A 24,723-nucleotide genomic window follows, 5' to 3' on the forward strand; every position below is an offset into this window, starting at 1 on the left:
CCTCTCCCCGGCCCCGACCGGAGCCCCGCCGCCCAAGAAGGGTGGCTTCGGCGCCGCGCTGTGGCGCTGGACGAAGCGGCTCCTGGTGCTGGGCGCCGTCGGGCTGGTGCTCATCATCGGCGTGTGCGTGGGCACGTACGTCTACTTCAGCCGCGACCTGCCCTCCGTGGAGTCGCTGCGCAACTACCAGCCGCCGCAGGTGACGAAGGTGACGTGCGCGGACGGCTCGCTCTGCGCGGAGTACGCGCTGGAGCGCCGCACGCTCGTCCGCATGGAGGACCTGCCCCCGCACGTGCGCAACGCGTTCCTCGCCGCCGAGGACGCGGACTTCTACAAGCACGAGGGCCTGGACCCCTTCGGCATCCTGCGCGCGGGCGTGAAGAACCTCATCCCCGGCAGCCGCAAGTCCGGCGCGTCCACGCTCACGCAGCAGGTCGTGAAGAACATGCTGCTCACGCCCGAGCGCAGCCTGGGCCGGAAGATCCGCGAGTGGATCCTCACCCCACGCCTGGAGCAGGCGCTCACGAAGGATCAGATCCTCAGCCTCTACATCAACGGCGTGTACTTCGGGCAGCGCCGCTACGGGCTGGAGGAGGCGGCGCTCTACTACTTCGGCAAGCACGCCAAGGACCTGACCGTGGGCGAGGCCGCCGTGCTCGCGGGCACCGTGCAGTCTCCCCACCGCATCAACCCGGTGGCAAACATCACCCGCGCCAAGGCGCGCCAGCGCTACGTGCTGGAGCAGATGGCGGGCCAGGGCTTCGTGCCGCGCGCGGTGGTGGACGCGGAGAAGGAGAAGCCCATCGTGCTCGCGCCGCGCAAGACGGTCAGCGCGGGCGCCTACTACGCGGAGGAGATCCGCCGCACGCTGATTGAACGCTACGGCGAGAAGACGGTGATGGAGGGCGGCCTGCGCGTGGACATCGCGCTCGTGCCCAAGCTCCAGACCACCGCCGAGCAGGCCGTGCGTGATGGACTGGAAGCCGTGGACCGGCGCCAGGGCTACCGGGGCGCACAGGGCAAGCTGGAGGAGGCGCAGTGGAAGCGCTACCGCGAGCTCATCGTCCAGCGCATCGAGGAGGCCGGCCGCCGGCAGAAGGACCAGGGCTACGTCGCGGACCTGGCGCCGCTGGCGCAGCCTCTCGCCGCCCCGGCTCCGGCGAAGACGCCCACCGCGCAGGAGGTGGAAGGCGCCGAGGAGCCGCGCCCCGCCGCCCTGGCCGCGGACACGGACTCGGAGGAAGAGGAGGCCCAGTCGCCGGAGCGTGCGCGCGTGGGCCAGGTCATCCTCAAGCCGATGGAGGAGGGGCTGCGCCTCACCGGCTACGTGACGGAGGTGGACACGAAGCGCAACGTGGCGCGCGTGGACCTGGTGGGCCGCACCGCGGAGGTGTCCTTCGATTCCACCACCTGGGCGCGGCAGAAGGGCAAGAAGGCGCCCAAGGACATCTCGGACGTGTTCACTCCCGGGGAGCTGGTGTTCGTGCGCGTGCTCAAGGCTCCTCCCGCGCCGGCCTTCGTGGAGGCCACGTTGGATCAGGTGCCCGTGGTGCAGGGCGGGCTCGTGGTCATCAACCCGGCCAACCGCAACGTGGTGGCCATGGTGGGCGGCTATGACGCGGAGCGCTCGTCGTTCAACCGCGCCACGCAGGCGAAGCGCCAGCCGGGTTCGTCCTTCAAGCCCTTCATCTACGGCGCGGCGCTGGCCAGTGGCCGCTTCACCCCGCTCTCCACGGTGAACGACGCGCCGGAGTCCATCCGCGACCCGTACACGGGCAAGACGTGGCGGCCCAAGAACTTCGACGGGCGCTTCGAGGGCCCCATGACGCTGCGCACGGCGCTGAGCAAGTCGAAGAACACGGTGTCCGTGCGGCTCATCGAGTCGGTCACGCCCGCGACCGCCATCGACTTCGCGCGCCGGGCCGGCATCCGCTCCGCGCTGCCGGAGAACCTCACGCTGGCCCTGGGCACCGGTGAGGTGACGATGCTGGAGGCCGTCAACGCATACGCCACGCTCCAGGCCAACGGCCGCTACGCGGAGCCGCTGACGCTCCTGCGCGTGCGCGACGCGAAGGGCACGGTGCTGGAGGAGCACCAGCCGGCCTTCGAGGAGACGCTTCCCCCGGCGGTGGCGTACCTCACGACGTCGCTGATGCGCAGCGTGGTGGAGGACGGCTCGGCGCGCGCGGTGCGGGAGCTGAACCGGCCCGCAGCGGGCAAGACGGGCACCACCAACGAGTCCAAGGACACGTGGTTCAACGGCTACACGATGGACTGGGTGGCCAGCGCGTGGGTGGGTTTCGATGACAACTCGCCCCTGGGCAGCAGCGAGACGGGTGGCCGGGCCGCGCTGCCCATGTGGCTCAACTTCATGCGGGTGGCGGAGGAAGGACTGCCCGCGCGCGACTTCGAGGTGCCTCCGGGCGTCACCCAGGTGCGCATCGACCCCGTCACCGGGCTGCTCGCGGGCAACGCCGTTCCGGGCCGGATGGAGCCCTACCTGGAGGGCACCCAGCCCACCGCCGAGGCCCCGCCGCCCGGACAGGTGACGCCGGACAACTACTTCCTGGAGGAAGGTGGCAAAAGGGGGCTGTGAGTCGCTCGCTCCTTCCGCTGGTCCTCGCGCTCGCGTTCGCCCTGCCCGCCCAGGCGGAGTCGGACGAAAGCGCGCCTCCCGCCTCCGCCCGGCTGGCCCTGGCCGTGGCCGACGCCATCCGCGGTGCACCCGCGGAGGCGCCCGTGGCGCTCTGCCTGTCCGGAAGCTCTCCGGAGTTGCGCCGGGCCTTCGGGACGCTGCTCGCCGCGCGGCTGTCCGCGATGAACCTGGGGCCGGTGGTGCTGGACGTTCCGCCCGAGCGCGCCGAGGCCGCCGCCCGCGAACAGGGAGCCCGCTCGCTGGCGCGGCTCACGCTGGACGTGGAGGGCGGCGAGTTGGTGGCACGGGGTGACGTGCTGGGCACGTGGGTGAACTTCTGGTCCGGCCGCACGCCCACGCGTCCACCGAAGCCCGCCGCCGCCGTGGCCGAGGGCGTGGAGGCCGATGCCGCGGTGCTGGCGTTGGCGGCGGTGGGGACGCCGTCCTCGGGAGTGACGGGCCCGGGTCCGCGGGAGCGGCGGCCGGTGCGGCTGCTGGGCGCGGTGTTCGCGAGGCTGGAGACGCCGCTGGCCGCGCTGGCGGCGGGCGACCTGGATGGCGATGGCCGCGATGAAGTGGCCGCGCTCACCGAGCACGAGGTGGTGGTGTTCGGCGCGGACGGGCGGGTGCTCGCGAGGCGGGAGCTGGAAGGGGCGTCGGCCACGGCTACGACGCGCGAACCCTTCGGAGCGCTGGCGGTGCTGACGGGGCCGCCTCGACTGGCGGTCTGGAGCACGCGGTATGCGCGCGGCGAGGTGCTGGTGCTGGACAAGGCGAAGGGGACACTGCGTCCGTCGGGGACGTTGGACGCAGCGCCGCTGGGGACGGCGGAGCGCGGGACGTTCGTGCCGGGACAGACGGTGTTCGCGCCCGAGGTCCGGCTGGCGGACGGGCGGAGTCTCACCGTGCCCGCGCCCTTCGGTACGGCGAGCTTCGCGGCGCCGCGCATGCTGTTCGTGCACGCGGACAGCACGGCGTCGCTCTACACGCGTCCCGCATCCGCGCCGTTGAAGGTGTCCGGGCTGGGCGCGGGCAGCGCGCTGGGAGACCTGGATGGGGACGGGGTGCCGGAGCTGCTCACCACGTCACCTCAGCTCCAGCCGTCGCCAGACGTGTTGAGGGTGCTGTCGTTGAACTCCGACGCGCCGATGGCGCACGAGCCCCTGTGGCAGGGAGCGCTCCCGCCGGGCCGGGCGCTGTACGTGGTGACGGCGGACCTGGATGGTGACAAGCGCCGCGAAGTCATCGTGGGTTCGTGGAAGCCGGACGGCACGGGCGAGCTGTTCCTCCTGCGCCAGGGTGCACCGTGATGAGGGCGCACAAGAGCCACGAAGTCCTGGTGAGGCAGTCGCGGTCCAGCGGCACGGGTGCACCATGATGAAGGCCCACAAGCGCCTCGAACTCCTGGTGATGGCGTCGCGGTCCAGCGGCACGGGCCATTCGGCCCCGCCTCGGCAGGTGGGCCGCGAAGCAGCGGCGGCGCCGCGGTATCGACAGGAGGGCGCCGTGATGATCCGCTCCGCACTCGCGGGCCTCGTGTTGCTGTCCTCCACTCCGGCACTGTCGGCCAGCCGTCCGCGCTACGGCGGCGAGCTGCGGGTGGCGCACGCGGGGCCCCCTGAAATCGGTGAGCCCGCGCTCGCGGACACGCCGATGGAGGCCGCGCTGCTGGGCCTGCTGACCCGGTCCGTGTGCCGCGTGGACACCGGCGGTCAGGTGCATCCAACCCTGGCGCGCGAACTGTCGCGCCCCGTACCGCAGGCCCTGCGCGTGGCGATGCCCTCCGCGGCCAGCGCGACCGCCGTGGCCCGCGCGTGGACACGGCTGTCCTCCACGGAGTCGCAGTCTCCGTACCGCGCGCTCCTGTATCCACTGCGCGGCGAGGGCCGGCAGGTGACGTCGACCGGCGCCACGCTGGATCTGGCGCTGGCGTTTCCGTGGCCCGACCTGGAGCGCTCGCTGTGCCACCCTGCCCTCGCGACGCCGCCGTCGCCCGCGTCGGGACCGTTCAGTGCCGTGGGCCGGGGCGTGCTGGAGGCCCAGGTCGCGTGGCCCGAAGGCCGTCCGTACCTGGACCGGCTGGCGCTCACCGCCACGGATGAGCGGGGCCTCGCGCGGCTGTGGTCCGCGCGGCAGGTGCAGGTGGAGCTGGGCACGCCGCCCGACGACAACACCCTCACGGGCGCCGCGCTGTACGCGACCTATCTGGCGTATTCGCCCCGGAAGGTGCCTGCTGACTTCCGCCAGGCGGTGGAGAGCGCCATCGACCGCGAGGACCTCACGCGCCTGTTCGTGAAGGGCCCCGCGGTGCCCATGGCGAACCTGCTGCCGCCCGCGTTGATGCCCCAGGGCCCCAGGCCCCGGCCCAATGCGCCTCCGGCGGGCGCGACCCGCAAGGTGACGCTCGTCTATGACGCAGCGCTGGCGGATCAACGCGCCGTGGCCGAGCGCATCCAGGTGAAGCTGCACGACCAGGGCTACACCGTCGCGCTGGAGCCCCAGTCGCGCGCCGCGCTGCGAAGCCGTCAGGCGAAGGGCGACTTCGAGCTGATGCTCAGCGCGTTCCTGCTGCCGCCCGTTCCCGGCCCCGCGCTGGCGGTGGTGCTGGAAGCTGGCGGCCGCCGCGACCTGCTCGGCGTGGAGCTGCCGCCCATCGGGGCCCTGACGGACGCCGGAGCCCGGGACGCGCGAAGCCGTGAACGGGCCCTGGCGCTCGCGCCCTCCGTGCCCCTCATCCCGCTGTACGCCCAGGGACTCGCGCTGCGCGTCGCGCCGGAGGTGACGGGGCTCGTGCTGGATGCCCAGGGCCTGCCCGTGCTCGAAGGCGCCTGGCTTGCCCCCGTCGAGGCCTCTGGCGGCGGAGGCCGGCCGTGAGCCCCATCCACGCGGCAGCTCCCAGGAAGGACCGGCCCGCATGCGCCTGAGGACCCGGCTCGCGCTCGCCTTCGCCCTCCTCGCGCTGGTGCCGCTGGCGGTCGTCGTTCCCCTGACGCTGACGCGCCTGCGCGACACGCTGTCGCGCGAGCTCGACGCGCGCATGACGGCCGCCACCGCCTCCGCGCAGGAGTCCCTGGAGCGCTCCGCCGCCAACGCGCGCCGCGCCGTCGAGGAACTGGTGGAGAGCCCCGCCATGGAGGACCTCGTGCGCGACGCGCGCACCGCCCCCCTGCGCGTCATCCAGGCCAACACCGCCGAGGGCCTGATGAAGAGCCGCGGCCTCACCGTGCTCACGCTCTTCGACCGCAACGGCACCGTGCTGTCCTCCGGCCACCTGCCCGCCCGGCGCGGCGACCCGGACCCCGCCCTCTTCGCCGTGACGAAGGAGAAGTCCCCCAGGCCCGTGACCGTGCGCGTGGACGTGCGGGGTGACGCGGGCCTGCGCCAGGTCCCCGCGCTCGTCACCGCGCGCCCCGTGGACTACGGCGACGTGCGCCTGTGGGCCGTGGGCGGCGTGGTGCTGGACGACGGCCTGGCCCAGCACCTGGCCCGCCTCACGCAATCCGACGTGACGCTCCTGTCCGGCGGCACCCAGGTCGCGCACGCGGGCAGCGCGGCCCCGCCCACCGTGGAGCAGCTACTGTCGCTGGGCAACGCGGCCTCCGTGCGCCTCACCTTCAGCCGAGCCGCCGCACGCGAAGCCGAGGAGGGCGTCATGCGCGCGTTCCTCCTCCTCGCCGGCCTGGGCCTGGGCTTCGCGGCGCTCCTGGGCCTCCTGGTCTCGCGCTGGATGACGCGCCCCGTGGAGGCCCTCACCTCCGGCGCCCGCCGCGTGGCGGAAGGCGCGCTGGACGTCCAGGTGACGGCCCGGGCCACCGGCGAGGTGGGCGAGCTCGTCCGGACGTTCAACCACATGACGTCCGAGCTGAAGAACACCACCGAGCGCCTGATGGCCACCGAGCGCATCGCCGCGTGGCAGGAGGTCGCCCGGCGCCTGGCGCACGAAATCAAGAACCCCCTCACCCCCATCCGCATGTCGCTGGAGACGCTGATGGCCGCGCACGAGGCGCGCCACCCCAGCTTCCCCACCCTCTTCAAGGAGAGCGCGCGAGTGGTGCTGGAGGAGGTGGAGCGACTGCGGCGCATCGTGGACGAGTTCAGCCGCTTCGCGCGCCTGCCCAAGCCCCAGCTCGCCCCGGTGGACCTGGGCGAGCTGACCCAGAGCGTCCTGTCGCTGTACGCCGCGCCCCCCGAAGGCATCCAGATGGTCCCCACGCTCCAGACGGGCGTGGTGGCCCGCGCGGACCGGGACCAGCTCACCCAGGTGCTCGTCAACCTGGTGAAGAACGCGGAAGAAGCGATGACGGGCAAGGGCGGCGCGCTGCGCGTGCGCGTGAAGGGCACCGACGCGGACGCCATCGTCGAGGTGGAGGACGAAGGCCCCGGCATCCCCCTGGAGCACCGCGCCCGCATCTTCGAGCCCTACTTCACCACCAAGGACGGCGGCACCGGCCTGGGGCTCGCCATCGCCGCGCGCATCCTCCAGGAGCACGGCGGCCGCCTGGAGGTCGGCGGAGAGCCGGGCCAGGGCGCCCGCTTCAGCGTCGTGCTCCCCCGCGCGAGCTGACCCCCACGCAAGAAGGCCCGGCACCTCGTGGAAGAGGTCCCGGGCCTTCGGGCACCACACGGTGGAGCGCGGCCGTCAGTCCTTGACGGGCGTCGCCTTGAGGGCGGCCTTGCCCTCCTTCACGTAGACCTGGAAGCGCACCGTCTTGCACGCGTACTTCGTGACGAGCTGCTCCTTGTTCTTGCGCAGCTTCTGCACGAACTTGTCGTACGTCAGGCCGTCCGCCTGCTCACCGCAGCGCTCGCGCGTGGTGACGAACTCGCGGAAGACGTCCTGGAAGTGCTGCTCCTCCGACAGCGCCGCGGCCGCCGCGCCGTTGACGCCCGGCATGGGCAGCGGCACCGCGTTGGAGCGCGGAGCCGGCATCGGGATGGCCTCCGACGTGGGCCGGGTGCTGGCCTGGAGCAGCTCGCGCGGAATCGCCGCCACGCGCGTCGTCTCCGGGGACTCCGGATCCGAGGACTGCGCCGCCGCCAGCGCGAACGGATTGGCCGCCTGCTGGAGCGAGTACGCCGCCGTGGGCTGATCCTCGAAGGCGAACGCGGCGTGACGCGGCGCCGCCGGAGCAATGGGCTCGGCCGACGGGACCGGCTGCTCGAAGGGCATCGCGCCGCCATGGGCGTACGCCGGAGGCGGCGCGAACTGCTCCGCGGCCGGCGGCGGATAGGCCGAGGGCGGAGACGGGAACGGGAACGACTCCACCCCGGCGAACGGATCCGCCAGCGGAGCGGCGGCCGGAGGCGGCATCGCGAACGGAGCGGCGGCCGGAGGCGGCATCGCGAACGGATCCGCGGCCGGAGCCGGAGTGCCCGGGAAGGGGAACGCGTCCCCGAACGGATCCGCGGGAGCAGCGGCCGGCGGAGCGACCGAGGCGAACGGATTGGACAGGGGCTCCGAGTGAGCGGCCGACCCGAACGGGTTGGACAGGGGCTCCGCGTGCGCGCTCGACCCGAACGGATCCGCGGGAGCAGCGGCCACGGGCGCCACGGCGGCCGGAGCCGGCGGCGACGTGTTGGCCACGGGCTGCGCGGCGGGCGCGGACTGCTGCGCGGCCATCGCCGCGCCCCAGCCCAGCGTGTCCGAACCGCCCGACACGGTCTCCTCGCCGGAGTCCTTCTTGCTCCCGCCCATCAGCGCCGTCCACACCAGGCTCAGCACGAACAGGCCCGCGAGCGCGAGCAGCGCGGTGTGCTGGTACGCGGCCAGCGGAGCCAGCGTCGCCGCCGTGCCCGCGAGGACCACGACTTCATACGGCGTGCCCGTCAGCGCCTGGCGCGAGCCCACGAACAGCGGCGCCTGGCCGCCCATCGCGTCGCCATTGGTGAAGGCGGGCAGCTGCACCGGGCCCAGCGCCTGGAGCGAACCCGACTCCAGCACCGTGTCCTTCGCACCCACCGTCAGCCGGGGCAGCGAGCCCTCCAGCCGCGCCTTCTCCGCGCCAACGCCACCCACCACCTTGTCGCCGCCCTGCACGAGCCCCACCGCGGCCGCGCCGGACGCATCCAGCGCGCCCTGCAGCGCGGCATCCGCGGCCAGGGGCACGCCCACCACCAGCGTCACCGCCGGAGCAGGAGTCCCCTCACCGCTCCACGCGAGCGGTACGGACGCGAACACGTGCGGAGCCCCGAAGGCGTCCACCACGGACGTGCCCGCCTTGGCGAGCGCCGCGACATCCAACGCCGCGGTGTCCGAGGAAGGCTCGGCGCCCGCGCGCGCGTGGAAGACCGCGTCGCCGGCCACCACCGCCACCACCGCGCCCTGGAGCTCCTGGGGCAGACCGGCTTCAGCGGCGGTGCGCAGCGCGCCGAAGCGCTCCGCGGTGAGCGGCAGCAGTCCGGCCGTCTCCTCCGCGTCCTTCGAACCGTAGCGGTCGCGCGGAGACTTCGGCGCGGGCGCGGGAGTCAGCGCGCGCACGGCGGCGGCCATCTGGGGGCTGCCGGCGAGCTTCAGCGCCAGGGATTGTGCTTCCGCGCGGCGTGCATCCACGCGACGCGCGACCTCGCCGGTACCCGACGCGGCCTGGAGCGACGCACCTTCCACCGCGCGCGCACGCTGAGGCGCCGACAGCGTCGGGAGGTGAGCCAGGCCCAGTCCGAGGACCAGGAGTGCGAACAGCAGGAACTTGAGGCGGACCATCGCCGTCCTTTAGCCCAGGGGTGAGGGGTCCGCTTATAGCGTCCACCGTTCGACCCCAGCAAGGAACTGGCCCGAAGGAACCCGGGGGCCGGATGCCTGGCTGGCATCCGGAATTCCCGGGCCCTTCGTTCTGTCACACCCGATACAACCGGCCGCCTAGTAGTTCGTCGCGTCCGCGTTCAGGTCGTACGGCAGGCCGTTCGTCTTGACCTGGCGGCGGCGCTCCAGCGCGCGCTTGATGGCCTTCTCCAGGCGGTCACGCGTTGCGTCGATGGCCTGGAACAACGTCTCCGACGTCTCCGTCACGTGCACGGATTCCATTCCAGGCATGCGCACCGTGACCCGGCACTCCTTGTCCACGCCTCCCTTGGGCCCGTTGATGTCCACGAGCGCGATTTCGATCTCCGACGCCTCGTCCTCGGCGAACCGTTCGATATGCGCCACCAGATGCGTGTCCACGTACTGCTTCAGGTTGTCCGTCAGCCCCAGATGCACTCCCCGCAGCTGCACCTTCATGGATTCACCTCCGGGCACAAACATGGGCAGTCCCCCGCCCGCCCGTGAGGGGCTTTCGCAAGCCTTCCCGCCTGCCCTCCCCCGAAGCAGCCGGCCGGACGTCACCGCGCCCGGGACACGATGGACGAATCCCGCGCGGCACCGGGTTGCTCTAGTCGCATGGATGGCGAGCGAATCAAGGTCCTGCTGGTAGAGGACGACGGGGACAGCCGCGAGCTCCTGGCGGAGCTCCTGGAGGACGACTTCGAGGTCACCACCGCGTCGGACGGGGTGGCGGGCCTGAAGGCGTTCGAGGCCACGCACCCCGACGTCGTCGTGACAGATGAATCCCTGCCCGGAATGAACGGCACGGAGCTGGCGCAGCAGGTGAAGGAGCGCGAGCCCAGGGCCCGCGTCGTCCTGGTCTCCGGCTACGCGCAGGTGGAGGGCGCGGACTACTGCGATGCCGTGTTGCGAAAGCCCATCGACGTGGAGCGCCTGAGCCGCATGGTGGGCGAGCTGGGAGACGCGGCGCGGCACTGACGGAAATTCGCGCGGCGCACAGCCTGCCATCCGCGCGAGCCGTTCCTAACATTCCAGCCATCGCCCAGGAGGGCCCCATGAGGTACTGCGCACGGTGTGGCTCGGAGTATCAAGACAGTGTCGTGGACTGCACGGATTGCCCCAACCACCCACCGCTCGTGTCCGCGGAGGAGATGCACGAGCGGGGGCTGCCCCTGCCCCATGAGCTGGATCAACGCCGCTTCGTGAGGGCGGGCGTCGCGGACGATCCCGTGACGGCCCAGGTCTTCGTGGACGTGCTGGACGAGCACCGCATCCCGCTCATCGTGCGCCCCGGCCGCTCGGGCGTGGTGGACGAGCTGACCACGGGCAACCTGTTGCCCTGGTGGGAGCTCCTGGTACCGGACACCGAGCAGGTCCGCGCCGCCCTGCTCCTGGAGGAGGAGAAGCTCCAGACGCGCGTCTACGGGGACGAGGCCGGCCGCGCGGCGGAGGAAGAGGAGCTCGAGGACGAGCGGGCGCGCCAGGCGTCGGCCGACAACAGCGCGCCCCCGGCGTACTAGCGGCCCGCCGCCGTCAGGGCGAGCCCACGTCCGCGCTGCCTTGAACGGGCGCGGGCTGGGACGCGAGCGTGGCGGGCGGACGCCGGGCCTCGAAGAGGCTCACGCCCGTCACCCTCCACTTGTCGTAGCGCGCGTTGCGGGCGAGGAAAGTCTCCAGGTCCTCGTCCACCACGCGGTTGTAGCCACCCCTGGACGCGTGGCGCAGGTACGTGCGCTTCTTCTTCTGCACCACGAAGCCCAAGTGGGTGATGCGCGTGGCCTTCAGCGGCAGGTCCTCGCGCATCACGACGAGGATGGTGCCGGAGGCCACGCCGCGCGCGTGCTCGAGCACCTTGTCCAACGGAATCATGTCCAGGGTGAAGGTGCCCACGGGCTGGCGTTCGCTGGGCAGCTGCAGCGCCATGGACGACTTCGACTGCCAGGTGCGCGCGGTGAGCGTCTTGGTGACGGAGACGGTGTCCGCCTTCGCGTACCTGCGCGTCACGTCCACCAGCAGGCCCTTCTTGATGTTGTTGGGCAGCCACTGCGCTTCCATCAGGTGGTTGCGGTCCTCGTAGGTGGGCGTGCTCGCGTAGCGGATCCGCTCCAGCAGCGCCGGCACCTCCGGCTCGCCGCGCGCCAGGCCCAGGGCCAGCGACTCCTCCACGAAGGTGAGGCAGTCCACCGCGTCCAGGCGGAAGGTGGGGTCCGGGTCCACGCCCTGCCCTTCGCCCAACGGCGACAGGACATAGGGCGTGTTGAGGAACTTCTCGCTCATGCCCAGCAGGCGCTCCGCCAGCGGGGACTCGGCCTTGTCGGCGATGAGGGCCGCGCGCTGCTCGGGCGTGAGCGCGCTCCAGCCGTTCTCCCGCACGGGCGGAGCCACCGCCGGTTGCGCCGACGAGGGCACCGCGCGCGCAGGGGGCACCGGAGTCGGGGCCTGCTTCACGGGAGCCTGGGACAGGAGCGCGAGCGCGCACACACCCCACATGCTCACGGCGCCACCCCGGCCTTGCGCAGGATGGCCTTGCGGCGGTCGTCCGCGAGCTGGAGCGTCTCCAGCTCCTTCTCGTAGACGAGCTTCTCCTCACCCTTGGCGTTCCACGACGCGAGCACCAGCCAGTCCAGCGACGCGGCATCGCCGCCCTGGTGCAGCAGGCGCGCGGCGGTGGCGGCCAGGGTGCGGTCCGCGTCATTCAAGAGCGGCGACAGCACGGGGCTGGCCTTCTTCGCCGGCACGCCCTCGAAGAGCACCAGCCCCTGGCGGCGCACGAACTTGTCCGTGTTGCCCAGGAGCTTCTGCGCGAAGGCGAAGCCCTCCGGGGCCCCCAGCCGGCACAGGCCCCGGGCCGCGGCGAAGCGCGTGCTCTCCGAATCGCTGTCCAGGTACGTCTTGAGCGCGGCCTTCTGCTTCGCGTCACCGGTGGCGCCCGCGGCCTCCAGCAGCGCCGCGCGGACCTCCAGCTCCTGCTCGTCCTTGGCGGCGGCCATCAGCGGCTTGCCCATCTTCGGGTTCTTGGACGCGCCCAGGGCCCGCGCGGCCTCGCGGCGCACGCCGCTGCTCTTGTCCTGGAGGAGCGGCAGCACGGCGGCGGTGTTGCGGCTGCCCAGCCGGGCCAGCCCCTGTGCCGCGTACATGCGCACGGTGCTGTCGCCATCCGACGCCAGCTTCGCCAGCGTGGACTCCCCCGTGCGCGCGCCCAGCGACGCCAGCAGCGCCACGAGGTTGCGGCGGGTGCGCTCCTCGTAGGTGGTGCGCAGAAGCGGGCCAATCTCCTCGGCCGCGTAGGCCTCCTGGCGCAGGAAGCGCAGGCGCGACGTGGCAGGAGGCACGGGGGCGCCGTTGGCCACCTGGGCGAGCACGGTGTCCGCCTCCGCCCGGCCCTGGGCCTTCTTGGACGCGGCCCCAGGGCCAGCGAGGCCGGTCAGGGGCAACAGCAGCACGACGAGCAGGGCACGGACGGACGGTGGACGCACAGGAGCGGAACGATGGCAAGCACGGCCCCCGCCGTCAAAGTCCACCCCTCCGCCCGGCCCCCTGCTTCACGCCAACCGCCCGATTCTTGACCCCCCCGGAGGCGATTGATACGACCGGCGACCAGTCTGTCTCCGCTCTGTCGACCGAGGCCCCCGTGATGACGAAGCAGTCGCTCCTGTTGGCGTTCGCGGGCGTGCTGACCGCATGTGGCCCCGTGAAGTCCACGTCCAACATCCTCGACGCAGAAGTGCAGATCCAGGCCGCGCGCACCGCGGGGGCGGAGAAGGAAGCCCCCTACGAGTGGACGGCCGCCAACCTCTACCTGCAGAAGGCGCGGGAGGAGGTCGGCTATTCGGACTACCAGGCCGGTGTGGACTTCGCCGTGAAGGCCTCGCGCTTCGCCAACGAGGCGCGTGAGAAGGCCATGTCCGCGGCCAACAGCGGCGACTCCCAGGGCCGCCCCCAGAACCCGTGACGCCCGAGCGCTCTCCGATGAAGCGTCTGCCCCAGTCCGCGCTTTTCACCCTGCTCCTCGCCTCCCTCTCCTGCGTCAGCGGCAACAAGATCCGCGCTGACACGGAGGTGCTCACCGCCGACGTGGAGCGCGCCCGCCGTGGCGGTGCCCTGCGCTGCGCGCCCGCGGAGCTGGCCGCCGCGGAGGCCAACCTCGACTTCGCCCGCGGCGAGCTCAGCCAGGGCAACAGCTCGCGCGCCGCCCAGCACGTGCGCGACGCCGACACCGCGGTGAAGCGCGCCCTGGAGCTGTCCAAGAACTGCGGCCCGCGCCAGGTGCTGGTGCGCGACCGTCCGGAGACGCCGCAGACGCAGCCGGAACAGCCGCAGCAGCCCACCCAGCCCCAGCAGCAGGTGGTGGTGAGCATCGAGGAGACGGACAGCGACGGCGACGGCGTCCTCGACAAGGACGACCCCTGCCCCGAGCAGGCCGAGGACGTGGACGGCTTCCAGGACCAGGACGGCTGCCCGGACCCGGACAACGACGGGGACGGCGTGCTGGACGCGCAGGACAAGTGCCCGCTCATCCCCGGCGTGGCGGAGAACAACGGCTGCCCGCCGGAGGCCCCCAAGGACCGCGACGGCGACGGCATCCTCGACAACGTGGACAAGTGCCCGGACCAGCCCGAGGACAAGGACGGCTTCGAGGACGAGGACGGCTGCCCGGAGATGGACAACGACCTGGACGGCATCGTGGACGGCACGGACAAGTGCCCCAACGAGCCGGGTCCGCTGCAGAACCTGGGCTGCCCCATCGTGGACAAGGACGGGGACGGCATCAACGACGACAAGGACAAGTGCCCGGACGAGCCGGAGGACAAAGACGGCTACCAGGACGACGACGGCTGCCCGGACCTGGACAACGACAGCGACGGCGTGCCGGACGCGCAGGACAAGTGCCCGAACGAGTCCGGCCCGCAGGAGAACGCCGGCTGCCCGGATCCGGACCGCGACGGCGACGGCGTGGTGGACCGCCTGGACGCGTGCCCTGACGACCCGGGCGTGAAGGAGGAGCGCGGGTGCGCCAAGCAGTACAAGATGGTCATCGTCAAGAAGGACCGGATTGAGATCAAGAAGCAGATCCTCTTCGGCACCGGCTCCGCGAAGATCATCGGCAAGCAGAGCACCACCATCCTGGATGAGGTGGCGCAGGCGCTGAAGGACGCGCCGTGGATCCGCAAGATGCGCATCGAGGGCCACACCGACTCGATGGGCAACGACACGGCGAACCTGAAGCTGTCCCAGAAGCGCGCCGACGCCGTGATGGCGCAGCTGCTCAAGCGCGGCATCGACCCGGGCCGCATGGAGGCCGTGGGCTTCGGTGAGACGAAGCCCGTGGCGCCCAACAACACGAAGGCGGGCCGCGCGCTCAACCGCCGCACGGAGTTCAACGTCGTCCGGCAGTGACGTGACGCCCCACCCCGCTCCGTTCAAGACGGAGCGGGACAAGCGGTCCCCATACGCGCCTCCCCGGGCCTCGGTGCCCAGGGAGGCGTGGTCGTTTCGGGGCACGAAGAAGAGCCAGGACGCAGCGGCTCTCGCGTCCCGCCGCAGGCCGCCTCACGAAGCAGCGCCAGGACGCAGCGGCCCTCGCGCCCATCCACGGCGTCGCATCGCGAGCGCGCTCGCCAGCGCGGGGCAGCAGCCCCAGCACCGCGCACGGGCCGGCGCCTCAGCCGTCCTTGAGCAGCTCGTGCAGCACTTCGGTGGCGTAGGCGCCGCGCGGCAGCTCGAACGTGAGCAGCGCGTCCTCGCCGTCCTCCGTGAGCTCCGGCGCACCCAGCCGCACGCGGTACGGCCGGCGCGTGCCTTCCGTCTCGTCGCCGCCGCGCAGGAAGTCGCTCGGCGTGACGCCCGCGTCCACGAGCAGCCGCGCCTCGAACTCCGCCACCTCACCCTTCGAGGCGGTCATTTTCGGGCCGAACATCGGGCCCGCCGGGCTCACCTCGAACGAGGCGACGCGCGGACCGTCCACGTCCGGCGCCTCGCACACGAAGAGGCCGCCCGTCTCCTCCTTGCGCAGCACGTCGCCCAGGAGCGCCGTGGCGAAGGTGCCCGCGGTGAGCCGCTCGGCCAGCGCCTGGTTGAAGAGGCGCGACTGGAAGGCGGACAGGTACAGCTTGCGCTGGAAGCGGTCCGGCCGCTTCGGCAGCCGCTGCCCCAGGAGGAGCATCCGGCCCAGGTCCGCGTTGTCCCCGGCCCGCCCGAAGCGCTGCTCCCCGAAGTAGTTGGGCACGCCCTGCGCGGACAGCCGGGAGAAGGACTCCCGCGCCGCCCCCAGGTCCTGCACGCCGCGCAGCCGCAGCCGGAAGCGGTTTCCCTTCAGGTGCCCGGTGCGCAGCTTGTTGCCGTGCCGCTTCACCTCCAGCACGCGCACACCGTCCAGCGCGAACTCCGGCACGCGGGCCTCCGCGTTCGCGGGCACGGACAGCCACTGCCGCGTCACCGCCTGCCGGTCCTTCATGCCGGCGGAGCCGATGTCGTCCTCGCGCACGCCCAGCGCGGTCGCCAGCGCGCGCACCACCTCGCGCGTGTCCCGGCCGCGCTTCTCCACCCAGAGGTACAGGTGCGTGCCCTCTCCGGACGGCAGGTACGCGGGCAACTCCTCCACCTCGAAGTCATCGGGGGTGAGCTTGAACGCGCCGCCGCACCCGGGCACGCCCGCGGTCAGCCTCGGAAATCCAGTGTCCGTCACGGTGCCTCGAGCGTGGCCAGAAGTTCCTTCACCCGGCGGGCCAGGTCCTCGTCCGCGCGCGACTCCAACAGCTCCCCCGCCTGGAACAGCAGGAAGAACATCACGTCGCTCAGCGCCTGACGGAACGAGGCCAGCGGCTCACTGCCCAGGTGGGCGCGGTGCTTGTCGAAGGCCTCCATCAACCGGCCCTCCGGCAGGCTCCCGTCCGCCGCGAACGCCAGCCCCTCCAGCACCGGCGACGACGACAGCGCCTGGTTGGACAGCGCCGCGTTGGCCGCCGCGATGAACTCGCGGTCCATGCCGGAGCGGGCCACCTCGTCGCGGATCTCCCGGAAGATGAAGTTGAAGACGCGCGCCACCGGCCGGGCATCCACCGGAGCCACCGCGCGCACCGGCGGACGCACGCGCGGCGCAACCGTCTTCTCCGGCGCCACGGCCGAGGCGGGAGCCCCCGCCGGCTTGTCCGTCAGCCCCGCGAAGCCGCCCTCCAGCAGGCGGAAGACGACCTTGGTGACGTCGAACTCGGACAGCCGCGCCGCGTGCCCCAGCTCCAGCACCGTGCGCCGCCCGTCCAGCATCGTCAGCACGCGGTCCTCGTCCTCCTCCAGCTTGCCGTCGGACGGACGCTTGCGCGCCACGTACATGCGGCCGTGGGGGATGCGCTTCCGGAAGTGCGCCATCTCGTCGATCTTCCGGATGCTGTCCATCAGCAGGCTCTGCGTGGACAGCTGGAGGGAGTGGCCCGTCTTCTCGTCCAGCGGCTGGTCGATGAGGAAGAACGACCCCTCGCGGCACAGCACGATGGCGTGGAAGATCTCACTCACCTGGTGCGTGACGCACTTGAAGAGGTCGTGCGCCTGGAGCACGCCCTTCTCCACCAGCGCCCGGCCCAGCTTGGACGCCGACTGCTCGCGCAGCGCCGTCTCCACCTGTGCGCGGTCCGCGTAGCCCAGCCGCACCAGCACCTCGCCCAGCCGGTCCGCGGGCTCCTCGGAGGTGGCGCCGCGCACCTCGCCCTCGCGCAGCGTGAGCGACCGCTCGCCGCCCGGCGTGTGCACGCGGATGATGCCGCTCCAGCGCGACTGGCTGAGGAACGCGATGAGGTCCGACAGGGGGAACCCACCCGCGTCCCCCGAAAGCACCACGCGCGGCGTGGGGATGGAGCCCCCTTCCGGGGGCGTGCGAGAGAACACCAGCAGGTCGGGCGCGGTGGGCATCAGCGCGTACGTCCCCGAGCGTCCCGCGAGCGCGGGGATGCCGGTGCGGTCCTCGGGGACCAGCATCGCGGCGCCATCGATGCGGAAGCGTTGGCTCATCGAAGGGTCAGTCAGCGGCCCACGCGTTGTTGTTCGCGCGCCACTCCACCTCGTCCTCCATGCTGTGCTCGAGCTGCCCCTCCTGGAAGCCCAGCTCGTAGGCACGTCCATTGAAGAACACGGTCGGGGTGCTGTTGATGGCCGCCATGCGCCCCTGCGCGCGGAAGCCTTCAATTTCGTCCTTGTACTGCTCCGTCTTCAACACGGCGGCCAGCTTGTCCCCATCCAGGCCCACCGACTTCGCCAGCGCGGGCAGCGCCTCCGGCTTGAGGTTCTCCTGCTGGCCGAAGAGCGCGTCGTGCATCTGCCAGAACTTGCCCTGGTCGCGCGCCCACAGCACCGCCTGCGCGGCGGGGACGGCGTTGGGGTGCATGGAGAGCGGGAACGGCAGGTAGCAGAAGCGCACCTCGCTGGGGTGCTTCTTCGCGAAGCCCTCCAGGATGGGCCGGGCCTTGCCGCAGAAGGGGCACTCGAAGTCGGAGAACTCCGCCACCGTCACGGGCGCGTTGGCGTCGCCCTGGCACATGCGCGGATCCACCTTGAGCTGCACGCGCGGCTCGCGGAAGGACGCGTAGTACTTGGACAGCGTGACGATGACCTCGCTCGCGGGCCCGCCCTCCGCCACCATCCGGGCGGACAGCCGCGCCATCCGCTTCGCGTGCTTGCAGGGCGTGTGCTGCTTGAGGCACGCGCCCAGCGAGTGGGGGCAGCCGCAGTAACAGAACTCGTCGCTGAACACCGTGGCCAGCTCGCGCTTCGCGGCGGGCGGCAGCGCGGAGAAGTCCATGCCGGGGATGCCCGTCAGCGCCTGGGCCGGATCCGCGGACGGAGCCTCCGCGGCGGCGACAGGGGCCGGAGCAGCGGCGGGAGCCGGAGCGGCGGCCGCCGGGGCCTTGGGGGTGGCCGGAACTTCCGCGCTCTTGGCGCAGCCGGCGCCCATCAGGGTCGCCGCGGCCAGCACGGGAGCAACACGCATCCATCGAGGGAGGAGCACGGCCCCGGGGTTTAGCCACGCGCGCCGGGCTTGTAAAGCAAGGCGGCCTTTGGCAGACGGCCCCTCGCCCATGCCCAGAGTCCTGATGCTTCACACGGGAGGCACGCTCGGAATGGCCGGTGGCCGGCCTTCCGCCCTGCGTCCCGCGGCCTTCTTCCAGACGCTCCGCAAGCGAGCCCCGGAGCTGTTCCAGCTGGCCGACATCGAACTGGAGCTGTTCTCCAACCTGGACAGTTCGGAGATGCAGCCAGAGCTCTGGAGCCGGATGGCCGCCCACCTCCACCGTCGACTGCCGGACTTCGACGGGGCGGTGGTGACCCATGGAACAGACACCCTCGCCTTCACGGCCAGTGCGCTGTCCTTCATGTTGCGAAATCCGCCCTGCCCGGTGGTGCTGACGGGCTCGCAGCGGCCCCTGGGGGAGATCCGCTCGGACGCGCGGCTGAACCTCATCGACGCGGTGCTCTCCGCGCTCCAGGGTCCGCGCGAGGTGACCATCTGCTTCGACTCGCACCTGTACCGGGGCAACCGCACGCGCAAGGTGAAGGTGGCCGAGTACGACGCCTTCGAAAGCCCCAACTTCCCGGTGCTGGGCACGCTGGGCGTGGACGCCACCTTCGAGAAGGGCCTCCCGTCCCGGGGCCCCTTCCGGCTCCATGAGAAGCTGGATCCGCGCGTCTTCCTCCTGAAGGTGTACCCGGGGCTGGACCCGGCCCTGCCCCTGCAGCTGCTGCCGCACGTGAAGGGGCTGGTGGTGGAGGCGTACGGGGCGGGCAACGTGCCCATCGCGCCGGAGCTGGGCCGCTCGCTCCTGCCGCTCTTCGTCCAGGCGCGGGAGCGGGGCGTCCCGGTGCTGGTGGTGAGCCAGTCGTACCGCAACGGGGTGGACCTCACGCTCTACGAGTCCGGGGCCAAGGCACTGGCGGAAGGGGCGGTGGGGGGCGCGGACATGACCCCGTCCGCGGCGCTGGTGAAGCTGATGCAGGGGCTGGCGGAGCATCCCCGGGGGGGTGAGGCCCTCTCCCGCTTCCTCCGGACGCCCGTGGCTGGCGAGCTGTCCGTCGGGCGGCCGACAGTTCCTCCACCGGAGAAACCGAGGCGCCGGCCCGCGCGGGTGGGGCGGGTCGGCTGACACCGGGTGCAGGAAAGGAGCGTGGGTGTGCTTGCCGCCGTGAAATGGCGGCCCCTAAGATGGAAGGCGCGATGTCCGAGGAGAAAACTTCAGTCCATTCGATTTCGGACCTGCTGGGCAGCGCCCAGCAGCAGAGCGCCTATCTGATCGTCATCAGCGCCAAGTCCGCCGCCGGCATCGGGCGGATGTTCAAGCTGGACCGCTTGGAGGTGGTGCTGGGCCGCAGCTCGGAGGCCCAGTTCCAGGTCGAGGACGACGGCATCTCCCGCAAGCACGCGAAGGTGGTCGCCATTGGCGACGGCCGCTTCCAGCTCGTGGACCTGGGCAGCACCAACGGCACGTACCTCAACGGCCTGAAGGTGAGCGCGGCGCCGCTGTACGACGGCGACAAGATTCAAATCGGCTCCAACACGGTGCTGAAGTTCAGCATCCAGGACGCGCTGGAGGAGCAGTACCAGCGCAGCATCTACGAGTCCGCCACGCGCGACGGCCTCACCCGCGTCTACAACAAGAAGTACTTCATGGAGACGGTGCGCAAGGAGTTCGCGTACTGCCTGCGCCACCGCGTGCCGCTGTCGCTGGTGCTCTTCGACGTGGACCACTTCAAGCGCATCAACGACGTGTACGGCCACCCGGCCGGAGACTTCGTGCTGACGCGCATCGCGCAGCGGGTGGCGGACACGGTGCGCACCGAGGACCTGCTCGCGCGCTACGGCGGCGAGGAGTTCGCGCTGATGCTGCGCGAGTCCGCGGAGGACGCGGCCCTGGCGTGCGCGGAGCGCTGCCGTGTGGCGGTGGACCGAGCGGACTTCATCTTCAGCGGCACGCCCATCAAGGTGACCATCAGCCTGGGCGTGGCGACGCTGCTGGACTCGGACTTCTCCCAGCCGGAGGACCTCATCTCCGCCGCGGACAAGTACCTCTACCGGGCCAAGCACGCGGGCCGGAACCGGGTGGACGCCAAGGCCGTCAGCGGCCCGTGAGCGTCAGGAGGAAGGCCTGATCCACGGGCCTTCCGCCTCAAGCCGTCAGCGCGCATCGCCTGAGCGGCAGAGGGCCGCTCGCAACGCCAGCGCTCAGCGCCCGAAGCCCAGCCGCCGCAGCCCTTCCGCCGACACGTGCTTCACGTGCGTGTCCGCGTCGTGCGCCGCCGCCTCGCTCAGCGCCGCCACCGCGTGCGGCCCGCCCAGCGCGGTCAGCGTCCTTGCGGCCGCGATGCGCACGTCCGCCACCGGATCCCCTCGCAGACGTTCCGCCAGGACGCGCACGTGCGCGGCGCGGCCCACGAACTCCAGCGCTCGCGCCGCCGCCGCGCGCACCACCGGATGATCCGACTCCAGCAGGCCCGCGGCCTCGTCCCCGCGCGACGGCTGCCGGTAGGCGGACAGCACGTCCAACGCGGCCACCACCACCTCCGGCGCGCCGTCCTCCAGCGCCTTCGCCGCCAGCGCCATCGCGTCGCCGTTCCGGGGCAGCGCCCCCAGCGCGCGCACCGCGCCCGCACGCACCGGAGTCACGTTCGACGAGAGGAAGGGCGCCAGCCGCCGTGTGGGAGGCGGGCCCTCCGTGCAATCCCCCATGAACGCCACCGCCTCCCCCTGGACCTCCGGAGTCCGGGCGTTGCGCCCCTCCGCCACGTCCCGCAGGAAGGCGAAGCACCCCTTCTCATGGGACATCGCGCCCAGCCACGGCCGCGCGGCCTCCGCGGACTCCGAGTCCTTCACGCCCTGGAGCGCCACGTCCCGCAGGGGCTTCCCGGAGGACTCCGCCAGGCCCCGCGCCGCCAGCTCCCGGACCCGGCCGTCGTCATCCCCCAGCGCCCCCTCCAGCTCCCGCTTCGCCAGCGGACCGTAGCGGCGCAGGGTGGCCACCGCCGTGCGCCGGCGCTGCACGTCATTGGAGGTGAGCTCCGGCCGCAGCACGTCCAGTTCGCGCGAGTACACGGCGAAGAGCCGGTTGATGACCGCCTCGTCCGGAGGCTTCGCCTCGGTGAGGAGCAGCCGGCCCACGGACGCATGCTGCCGCTCGGCGACGGCGGAGAGGAGCTCCGCCATCACCGCATCACCGGCGACGGGCCGAGACGCCACCGCGTCCATCACCACGCGCGTCGCCGACCGCCCCTGGAAGGTGGCCAGGTGCAGGAGCGCAGGCAGCCGCACGGACGGCTCCTGCGAGAACATCTCCAGCGCCAGCGACTGCCGGACGGCGTCCCGCTTCGCCCACACCCGGGCGGCGGCGGAGGGGCCCCGTGCGCCCGCCTCCCGCAGGAAGTCCGCCGTGGAGCGGCCGGAATCAGCGGCGGCCCGGACGGCGGTGAGACAGGCCCCCAGGTCCGCGTCCGGCGGGGTGTCCATGATCCAATCCGCCAGGGCCCGCCGCTCCGTGAGTCCCCGGCTCCGGGCCTCCGCCCGCACCGCAGCCCAGCGCACCCGCCAGTTGGAATCCGTGAGCGCCGAGGCCAGCGCCTGCTGCGCCTCCACCCCGCCCTTCCCCAGGGACGCCACCCAGCTGTCCACCCGTCCCCCGGTGACGCAGGCGCCACAGGTCCGCGCGCGCAGGGACGGATCCGCGACGTGACGGCGGCAGGAGGCCCAGCACTCGGAAGCGACCGTGCCAGCCCGGGAGGGGCTGGCCGCCAGCAGGAGGACCAGGAGGAGGAGGCGGGGCACGCGGCGGACACTCTAGCGCACGCGGCCCATCCTTTCCGTGCGGGTCTCCTTGCCTTTTCCGGCCCGCTGCGCCATACCCCCCGACTTTCTGAAGATTTACAGATTGCATCCAGCTAGGCGGAAGGAGGTGACTGCATGCCCGGTATTCGAGTGAAGGAAGGTGAGTCCATCGAAAGCGCTCTCAAGCGCTTCAAGAAGGCCACCGAGAAGGCCGGAATCCTTTCCGAGATCCGCAAGCGCGAGCACTACGAGAAGCCTTCCGTGAAGCGGAAGAAGAAGGCTCTCGCCGCCAAGAAGCGCGCTGTGAAGAAGGCCCGCAAGTCGTACTAGCAGGCCCGCAGTGAGGAGCCGGGGCTCCTTGAAGCAGTCAGGTGCCCTGGCTCCCGCCGTCCCATCCGCTGGCGCGGCGACCCTTTTCCCCGCCCGTGAGGAACCCCGACATGACCACCCTGAAAGAGCGCCTGACCGCGGACCTGAAGGACGCGATGCGGGCCAAGGACGAGCTGACCCTGAGCGTGGTGCGCATGCTCAAGAGCGCCGTGAAGTACAAGGAGGTCGAGCCGGGCGCCAGCGAGCTGGACGACGCGGGCGTCCTGCAGGTCATCGCCGGCCTCATCAAGCAGCGCCGCGACTCCATCGAGCAGTTCAAGGCCGGTGGCCGCCCGGAGCTGGCGGACAAGGAAGAGCAGGAGATTTCCGTCCTGCAGCGCTACCTGCCCAAGCAGCTCACCCCGGAAGAGCTCACCGCCGCCGTCCAGGCCTCCATCGCCGAGGTCGGCGCCAAGGGCCCCAAGGACATGGGCGCGGTCATGAAGAACGTGAACCCCAAGCTCCAGGGCAAGGCCGAGGGCAAGGCCATCTCCGAAGAAGTGAAGGCCCAGCTGGCCAAGCTGTCCTGAAGCACCTGTGATTCCAGGGGAAGGGGCGCCGGGAACGTCTCCCAGGTGCCCTCCCCACCCCGGGCTCGAAGCGGATTTTTTGATCCCTCGCCCGCTGGCCATTAAGCGCTGATCCTCAAAGGCACCTCCGCCCGTCCCCCACCCCGGGAGGCGAGCGGGCAGCCTTCAGGAGTGAGCGCCGTGTCCCAACCCTCGTCCGTTTCCGCGCCCCTGCCGCGTCGGCCTGCCCTACCCGCCTGGGTGGAAGTCCCGGCGGGGCGCGGCCCCGGGTGCGTCAGAGGGGGCCGTCAGGATGGCGGGCGGAAGGCCGCGCTCATGCGGATGGATGGAGGGGCGTCGTGATTCCGGAGCACAAGATCCAGGAGGTCCTCGACCGCGTGGACATCGTGTCCCTGGTGTCCCGTCACGTGGAGCTCAAGAAGGCCGGCCGTGAATTCAAGGGCCGCTGCCCCTTCCACCAGGAGAAGACGCCGTCCTTCTACGTGGTGCCGGAGAAGCGCTTCTATTTCTGCCACGGCTGCCGGGCGAGCGGCGACGCGGTGTCCTTCATCCAGCGCTACCTGGGCAAGACGTTCCAGGACGCCGTGCGAGACCTGGCCCAGGAAGTGGGCATCGACCTGGAGGCCGCGCAGGACCCCGGCCTCAAGGAGCGTCAGCAGGTCAAGGAGGCCACGGACTTCGCCGCGGAGCACTTCCGCGGCCTGCTCTGGCACGAGGACGAAGGCCGCGCCGCGCGCGCCTACCTGGCCAGCCGTGGCGTGTCGGAGGAAGTGGCCCAGGGCTTCGGCCTGGGGTGGGCGCCCGCGCAGTGGAGCCTCCTGGCGGACCGCTTCCAGAAGAACGGCATGCTGGAGTGGGGCCTGAAGGCGGGGCTCATCAGCAAGCGAAACAGCGGGGATGGCTGCATCGACTTCTTCCGCAGCCGCCTGATGGTGCCCATCCGCGCGCCGGAGGGGCGGCCCATCGCCTTCGGCGGCCGGCTGGTCGCGGCGGAGGACGGACCCAAGTACCTCAACTCGCGCGAGTCCCGGCTCTACAACAAGAGCGAGACGCTCTTCGGCATGGACCAGGCGCGCGACGACATCCACAAGCGCAAGACGGCCGTGCTCGTGGAGGGGTACTTCGACTGCATCGGCCTGCACCAGGTGGGCGTGCGCCACGCGGTGGCCCTGTGCTCCACCAACCTCACCGCCGGGCACCTCCAGGTGCTCAAGCGCGCGGAGGCCCGCGACCTGGTGCTGCTCCTGGACGGGGACTCCGCGGGCCTCGCCGCCGTGGAGCGACTGGCCGGTCCCCTGCTCGCCGCTGGCGCTCCCACCCGGGTGGCGCTCCTGCCGCAGGGGGATGACCCGGACGTCTTCGCCCGCCGCGAGGGCACCGACGGCGTGGAGCGCCTCCTGGAGGGAGCCCAGCCCCTCACCGCCTACCTCTTCGCCACCCTGCTCCCCCTGGGCAAGCAGGCGAGCTTCGAGGAGAAGATGTCCGCCCTGGAGCGGCTCAGGCCCGTCACCTCCCAGGTGCCTCCGGGCCTGACGCGCTCGGCGCTCATCAGCGCGCTGGCGGGGCACTTCGGCTGGATGCCGGCGCAGATTGAGTCGTCCATCCAGTACAAGCCGCCTCCCACCCCCAAGCC

The 24,723-nt window shown here is 71.8% G+C and carries 21 protein-coding genes; 13 read left to right on the forward strand and 8 right to left on the reverse strand.

The window, feature by feature from the left end; genetic code table 11:
• The 4 genes from D7Y11_RS29530 to D7Y11_RS29545 all read left to right on the forward strand — a co-directional run.
• Nucleotides 1-2,596: penicillin-binding protein 1A (locus tag D7Y11_RS29530; protein WP_233607423.1), on the forward strand; the 2,596-nt coding region annotated here is incomplete at its 5' end.
• Entirely contained in the window at nucleotides 2,593-3,945 is a 1,353-nt protein-coding gene (locus D7Y11_RS29535) for a VCBS repeat-containing protein (protein WP_126935350.1), read from the forward strand. The genes D7Y11_RS29530 and D7Y11_RS29535, both read left to right, overlap by 4 nt.
• Before the next feature lie 196 nt (nucleotides 3,946-4,141).
• Nucleotides 4,142-5,509 (forward strand): ABC transporter substrate-binding protein, encoded by a 1,368-nt coding sequence (locus tag D7Y11_RS29540; RefSeq protein WP_126935356.1) that lies wholly within the window; start codon nucleotides 4,142-4,144, stop codon nucleotides 5,507-5,509.
• A 40-nt stretch (nucleotides 5,510-5,549) separates the two neighbouring features.
• Nucleotides 5,550-7,199 (forward strand): ATP-binding protein, encoded by a 1,650-nt coding sequence (locus D7Y11_RS29545; RefSeq protein WP_120580512.1) that lies wholly within the window; start codon nucleotides 5,550-5,552, stop codon nucleotides 7,197-7,199.
• A gap of 75 nt (nucleotides 7,200-7,274) precedes the next feature.
• Here the strand turns inward: D7Y11_RS29545 and D7Y11_RS29550 are convergent, their stop codons facing one another.
• Together D7Y11_RS29550 and raiA are read right to left on the reverse strand one after the other, a co-directional pair.
• A complete protein-coding gene (locus tag D7Y11_RS29550) occupies nucleotides 7,275-9,335 on the reverse strand; it encodes an MXAN_5187 family protein (RefSeq protein ID WP_126935351.1) in 2,061 nt (686 codons plus the stop codon).
• A gap of 156 nt (nucleotides 9,336-9,491) precedes the next feature.
• Nucleotides 9,492-9,851 carry a ribosome-associated translation inhibitor RaiA gene (raiA, locus tag D7Y11_RS29555; RefSeq protein WP_120580510.1) on the reverse strand — a complete coding sequence of 120 codons (360 nt, stop codon included), beginning with the start codon at nucleotides 9,849-9,851 and terminating at the stop codon, nucleotides 9,492-9,494.
• A gap of 159 nt (nucleotides 9,852-10,010) precedes the next feature.
• On the opposite strand from raiA, the gene D7Y11_RS29560 reads away from it, so the two are divergent.
• Both D7Y11_RS29560 and D7Y11_RS29565 read left to right on the forward strand, forming a co-directional pair.
• Complete coding sequence (locus D7Y11_RS29560; RefSeq protein WP_014395148.1) at nucleotides 10,011-10,373, forward strand: response regulator; 363 nt, start codon at nucleotides 10,011-10,013, stop codon at nucleotides 10,371-10,373.
• Between the two features lie 77 nt (nucleotides 10,374-10,450).
• Nucleotides 10,451-10,915, forward strand: coding sequence for a hypothetical protein (locus D7Y11_RS29565; RefSeq protein ID WP_126935352.1), 465 nt, complete (start codon nucleotides 10,451-10,453; stop codon nucleotides 10,913-10,915).
• 13 nt (nucleotides 10,916-10,928) lie between these two features.
• Here D7Y11_RS29565 and D7Y11_RS29570 read toward each other — a convergent pair whose 3' ends face one another.
• On the reverse strand, nucleotides 10,929-11,891 hold the full coding sequence (locus D7Y11_RS29570) for an N-acetylmuramoyl-L-alanine amidase-like domain-containing protein (RefSeq protein ID WP_126935353.1): 963 nt from the start codon (nucleotides 11,889-11,891) through the stop codon (nucleotides 10,929-10,931).
• Entirely contained in the window at nucleotides 11,888-12,871 is a 984-nt protein-coding gene (locus D7Y11_RS29575; RefSeq protein ID WP_233597410.1) for a HEAT repeat domain-containing protein, read from the reverse strand. Before D7Y11_RS29575 ends, D7Y11_RS29570 begins: the two co-directional genes overlap by 4 nt.
• A 158-nt stretch (nucleotides 12,872-13,029) precedes the next feature.
• Between D7Y11_RS29575 and D7Y11_RS29580 the strand changes: the two genes are divergently transcribed.
• Nucleotides 13,030-13,347: a DUF4398 domain-containing protein gene (locus tag D7Y11_RS29580; protein WP_043321207.1), complete on the forward strand. Its 318-nt coding sequence runs from the start codon at nucleotides 13,030-13,032 to the stop codon at nucleotides 13,345-13,347.
• A 17-nt stretch (nucleotides 13,348-13,364) separates the two neighbouring features.
• On the forward strand, nucleotides 13,365-14,792 hold the full coding sequence (locus D7Y11_RS29585) for an OmpA family protein (protein ID WP_126935354.1): 1,428 nt from the start codon (nucleotides 13,365-13,367) through the stop codon (nucleotides 14,790-14,792).
• 265 nt (nucleotides 14,793-15,057) lie between these two features.
• On the opposite strand, the gene truD is transcribed toward D7Y11_RS29585, so the two are convergent.
• Genes truD through D7Y11_RS29600 form a run of 3 tightly spaced genes read right to left on the reverse strand, consistent with a single transcriptional unit; the run spans nucleotide 15,058 to nucleotide 18,372 of the window.
• Nucleotides 15,058-16,080, reverse strand: a complete 1,023-nt coding sequence (truD, locus tag D7Y11_RS29590; RefSeq protein WP_120580758.1) for a tRNA pseudouridine(13) synthase TruD — start codon at nucleotides 16,078-16,080, stop codon at nucleotides 15,058-15,060.
• Nucleotides 16,077-17,396, reverse strand: a complete 1,320-nt coding sequence (locus D7Y11_RS29595; protein WP_120580759.1) for a DUF4388 domain-containing protein — start codon at nucleotides 17,394-17,396, stop codon at nucleotides 16,077-16,079. The genes truD and D7Y11_RS29595 overlap by 4 nt, the downstream gene beginning before the upstream one ends.
• Before the next feature lie 7 nt (nucleotides 17,397-17,403).
• Nucleotides 17,404-18,372: a thioredoxin domain-containing protein gene (locus D7Y11_RS29600; protein ID WP_211487369.1), complete on the reverse strand. Its 969-nt coding sequence runs from the start codon at nucleotides 18,370-18,372 to the stop codon at nucleotides 17,404-17,406.
• 130 nt (nucleotides 18,373-18,502) lie between these two features.
• On the opposite strand from D7Y11_RS29600, the gene D7Y11_RS29605 reads away from it, so the two are divergent.
• Nucleotides 18,503-19,522, forward strand: a complete 1,020-nt coding sequence (locus D7Y11_RS29605; protein WP_233597444.1) for an asparaginase — start codon at nucleotides 18,503-18,505, stop codon at nucleotides 19,520-19,522.
• 71 nt (nucleotides 19,523-19,593) lie between these two features.
• The gene (locus tag D7Y11_RS29610; RefSeq protein ID WP_120580762.1) at nucleotides 19,594-20,505 is read left to right on the forward strand and encodes a GGDEF domain-containing protein; all 912 of its coding nucleotides are present in this window, start codon (nucleotides 19,594-19,596) and stop codon (nucleotides 20,503-20,505) included.
• A 93-nt stretch (nucleotides 20,506-20,598) separates the two neighbouring features.
• Here D7Y11_RS29610 and D7Y11_RS29615 read toward each other — a convergent pair whose 3' ends face one another.
• The gene (locus D7Y11_RS29615; protein ID WP_199753816.1) at nucleotides 20,599-22,191 is read right to left on the reverse strand and encodes a HEAT repeat domain-containing protein; all 1,593 of its coding nucleotides are present in this window, start codon (nucleotides 22,189-22,191) and stop codon (nucleotides 20,599-20,601) included.
• A gap of 135 nt (nucleotides 22,192-22,326) precedes the next feature.
• Here D7Y11_RS29615 and rpsU point away from each other — a divergent pair, with 135 nt between their 5' ends.
• From rpsU to dnaG, 3 genes are all read left to right on the forward strand, one after another.
• Complete coding sequence (gene rpsU / locus D7Y11_RS29620) at nucleotides 22,327-22,521, forward strand: 30S ribosomal protein S21 (protein ID WP_014395136.1); 195 nt, start codon at nucleotides 22,327-22,329, stop codon at nucleotides 22,519-22,521.
• A 110-nt stretch (nucleotides 22,522-22,631) separates the two neighbouring features.
• Entirely contained in the window at nucleotides 22,632-23,090 is a 459-nt protein-coding gene (locus D7Y11_RS29625; RefSeq protein ID WP_120580763.1) for a GatB/YqeY domain-containing protein, read from the forward strand.
• Nucleotides 23,091-23,428: 338 nt separating this feature from the next.
• Nucleotides 23,429-24,723 (forward strand): DNA primase (gene dnaG / locus D7Y11_RS29630; RefSeq protein ID WP_126935355.1); only part of this gene is annotated, 1,295 nt, incomplete at its 3' end.

It is taken from the genome of Corallococcus sp. AB018 (genome assembly GCF_003986945.1).
In the GTDB taxonomy this organism is placed as follows: domain Bacteria; phylum Myxococcota; class Myxococcia; order Myxococcales; family Myxococcaceae; genus Corallococcus; species Corallococcus exiguus.

Excerpts from the sequence above, each read along its gene's own strand:
- D7Y11_RS29545 (WP_120580512.1), top strand. The coding sequence starts at position 5,550 with ATGCGCCTGAGGACCCGGCTCGCGCTCGCCTTCGCCCTCCTCGCGCTG.
- D7Y11_RS29550 (WP_126935351.1), bottom strand. The coding sequence starts at position 9,335 with ATGGTCCGCCTCAAGTTCCTGCTGTTCGCACTCCTGGTCCTCGGACTG.
- raiA (WP_120580510.1), bottom strand. The coding sequence starts at position 9,851 with ATGAAGGTGCAGCTGCGGGGAGTGCATCTGGGGCTGACGGACAACCTG.
- D7Y11_RS29560 (WP_014395148.1), top strand. The coding sequence starts at position 10,011 with ATGGATGGCGAGCGAATCAAGGTCCTGCTGGTAGAGGACGACGGGGAC.
- D7Y11_RS29565 (WP_126935352.1), top strand. The coding sequence starts at position 10,451 with ATGAGGTACTGCGCACGGTGTGGCTCGGAGTATCAAGACAGTGTCGTG.
- D7Y11_RS29580 (WP_043321207.1), top strand. The coding sequence starts at position 13,030 with ATGACGAAGCAGTCGCTCCTGTTGGCGTTCGCGGGCGTGCTGACCGCA.
- D7Y11_RS29585 (WP_126935354.1), top strand. The coding sequence starts at position 13,365 with ATGAAGCGTCTGCCCCAGTCCGCGCTTTTCACCCTGCTCCTCGCCTCC.
- D7Y11_RS29595 (WP_120580759.1), bottom strand. The coding sequence starts at position 17,396 with ATGAGCCAACGCTTCCGCATCGATGGCGCCGCGATGCTGGTCCCCGAG.
- D7Y11_RS29600 (WP_211487369.1), bottom strand. The coding sequence starts at position 18,372 with ATGCGTGTTGCTCCCGTGCTGGCCGCGGCGACCCTGATGGGCGCCGGC.
- D7Y11_RS29605 (WP_233597444.1), top strand. The coding sequence starts at position 18,503 with ATGGCCGGTGGCCGGCCTTCCGCCCTGCGTCCCGCGGCCTTCTTCCAG.
- D7Y11_RS29610 (WP_120580762.1), top strand. The coding sequence starts at position 19,594 with ATGTCCGAGGAGAAAACTTCAGTCCATTCGATTTCGGACCTGCTGGGC.
- rpsU (WP_014395136.1), top strand. The coding sequence starts at position 22,327 with ATGCCCGGTATTCGAGTGAAGGAAGGTGAGTCCATCGAAAGCGCTCTC.
- D7Y11_RS29625 (WP_120580763.1), top strand. The coding sequence starts at position 22,632 with ATGACCACCCTGAAAGAGCGCCTGACCGCGGACCTGAAGGACGCGATG.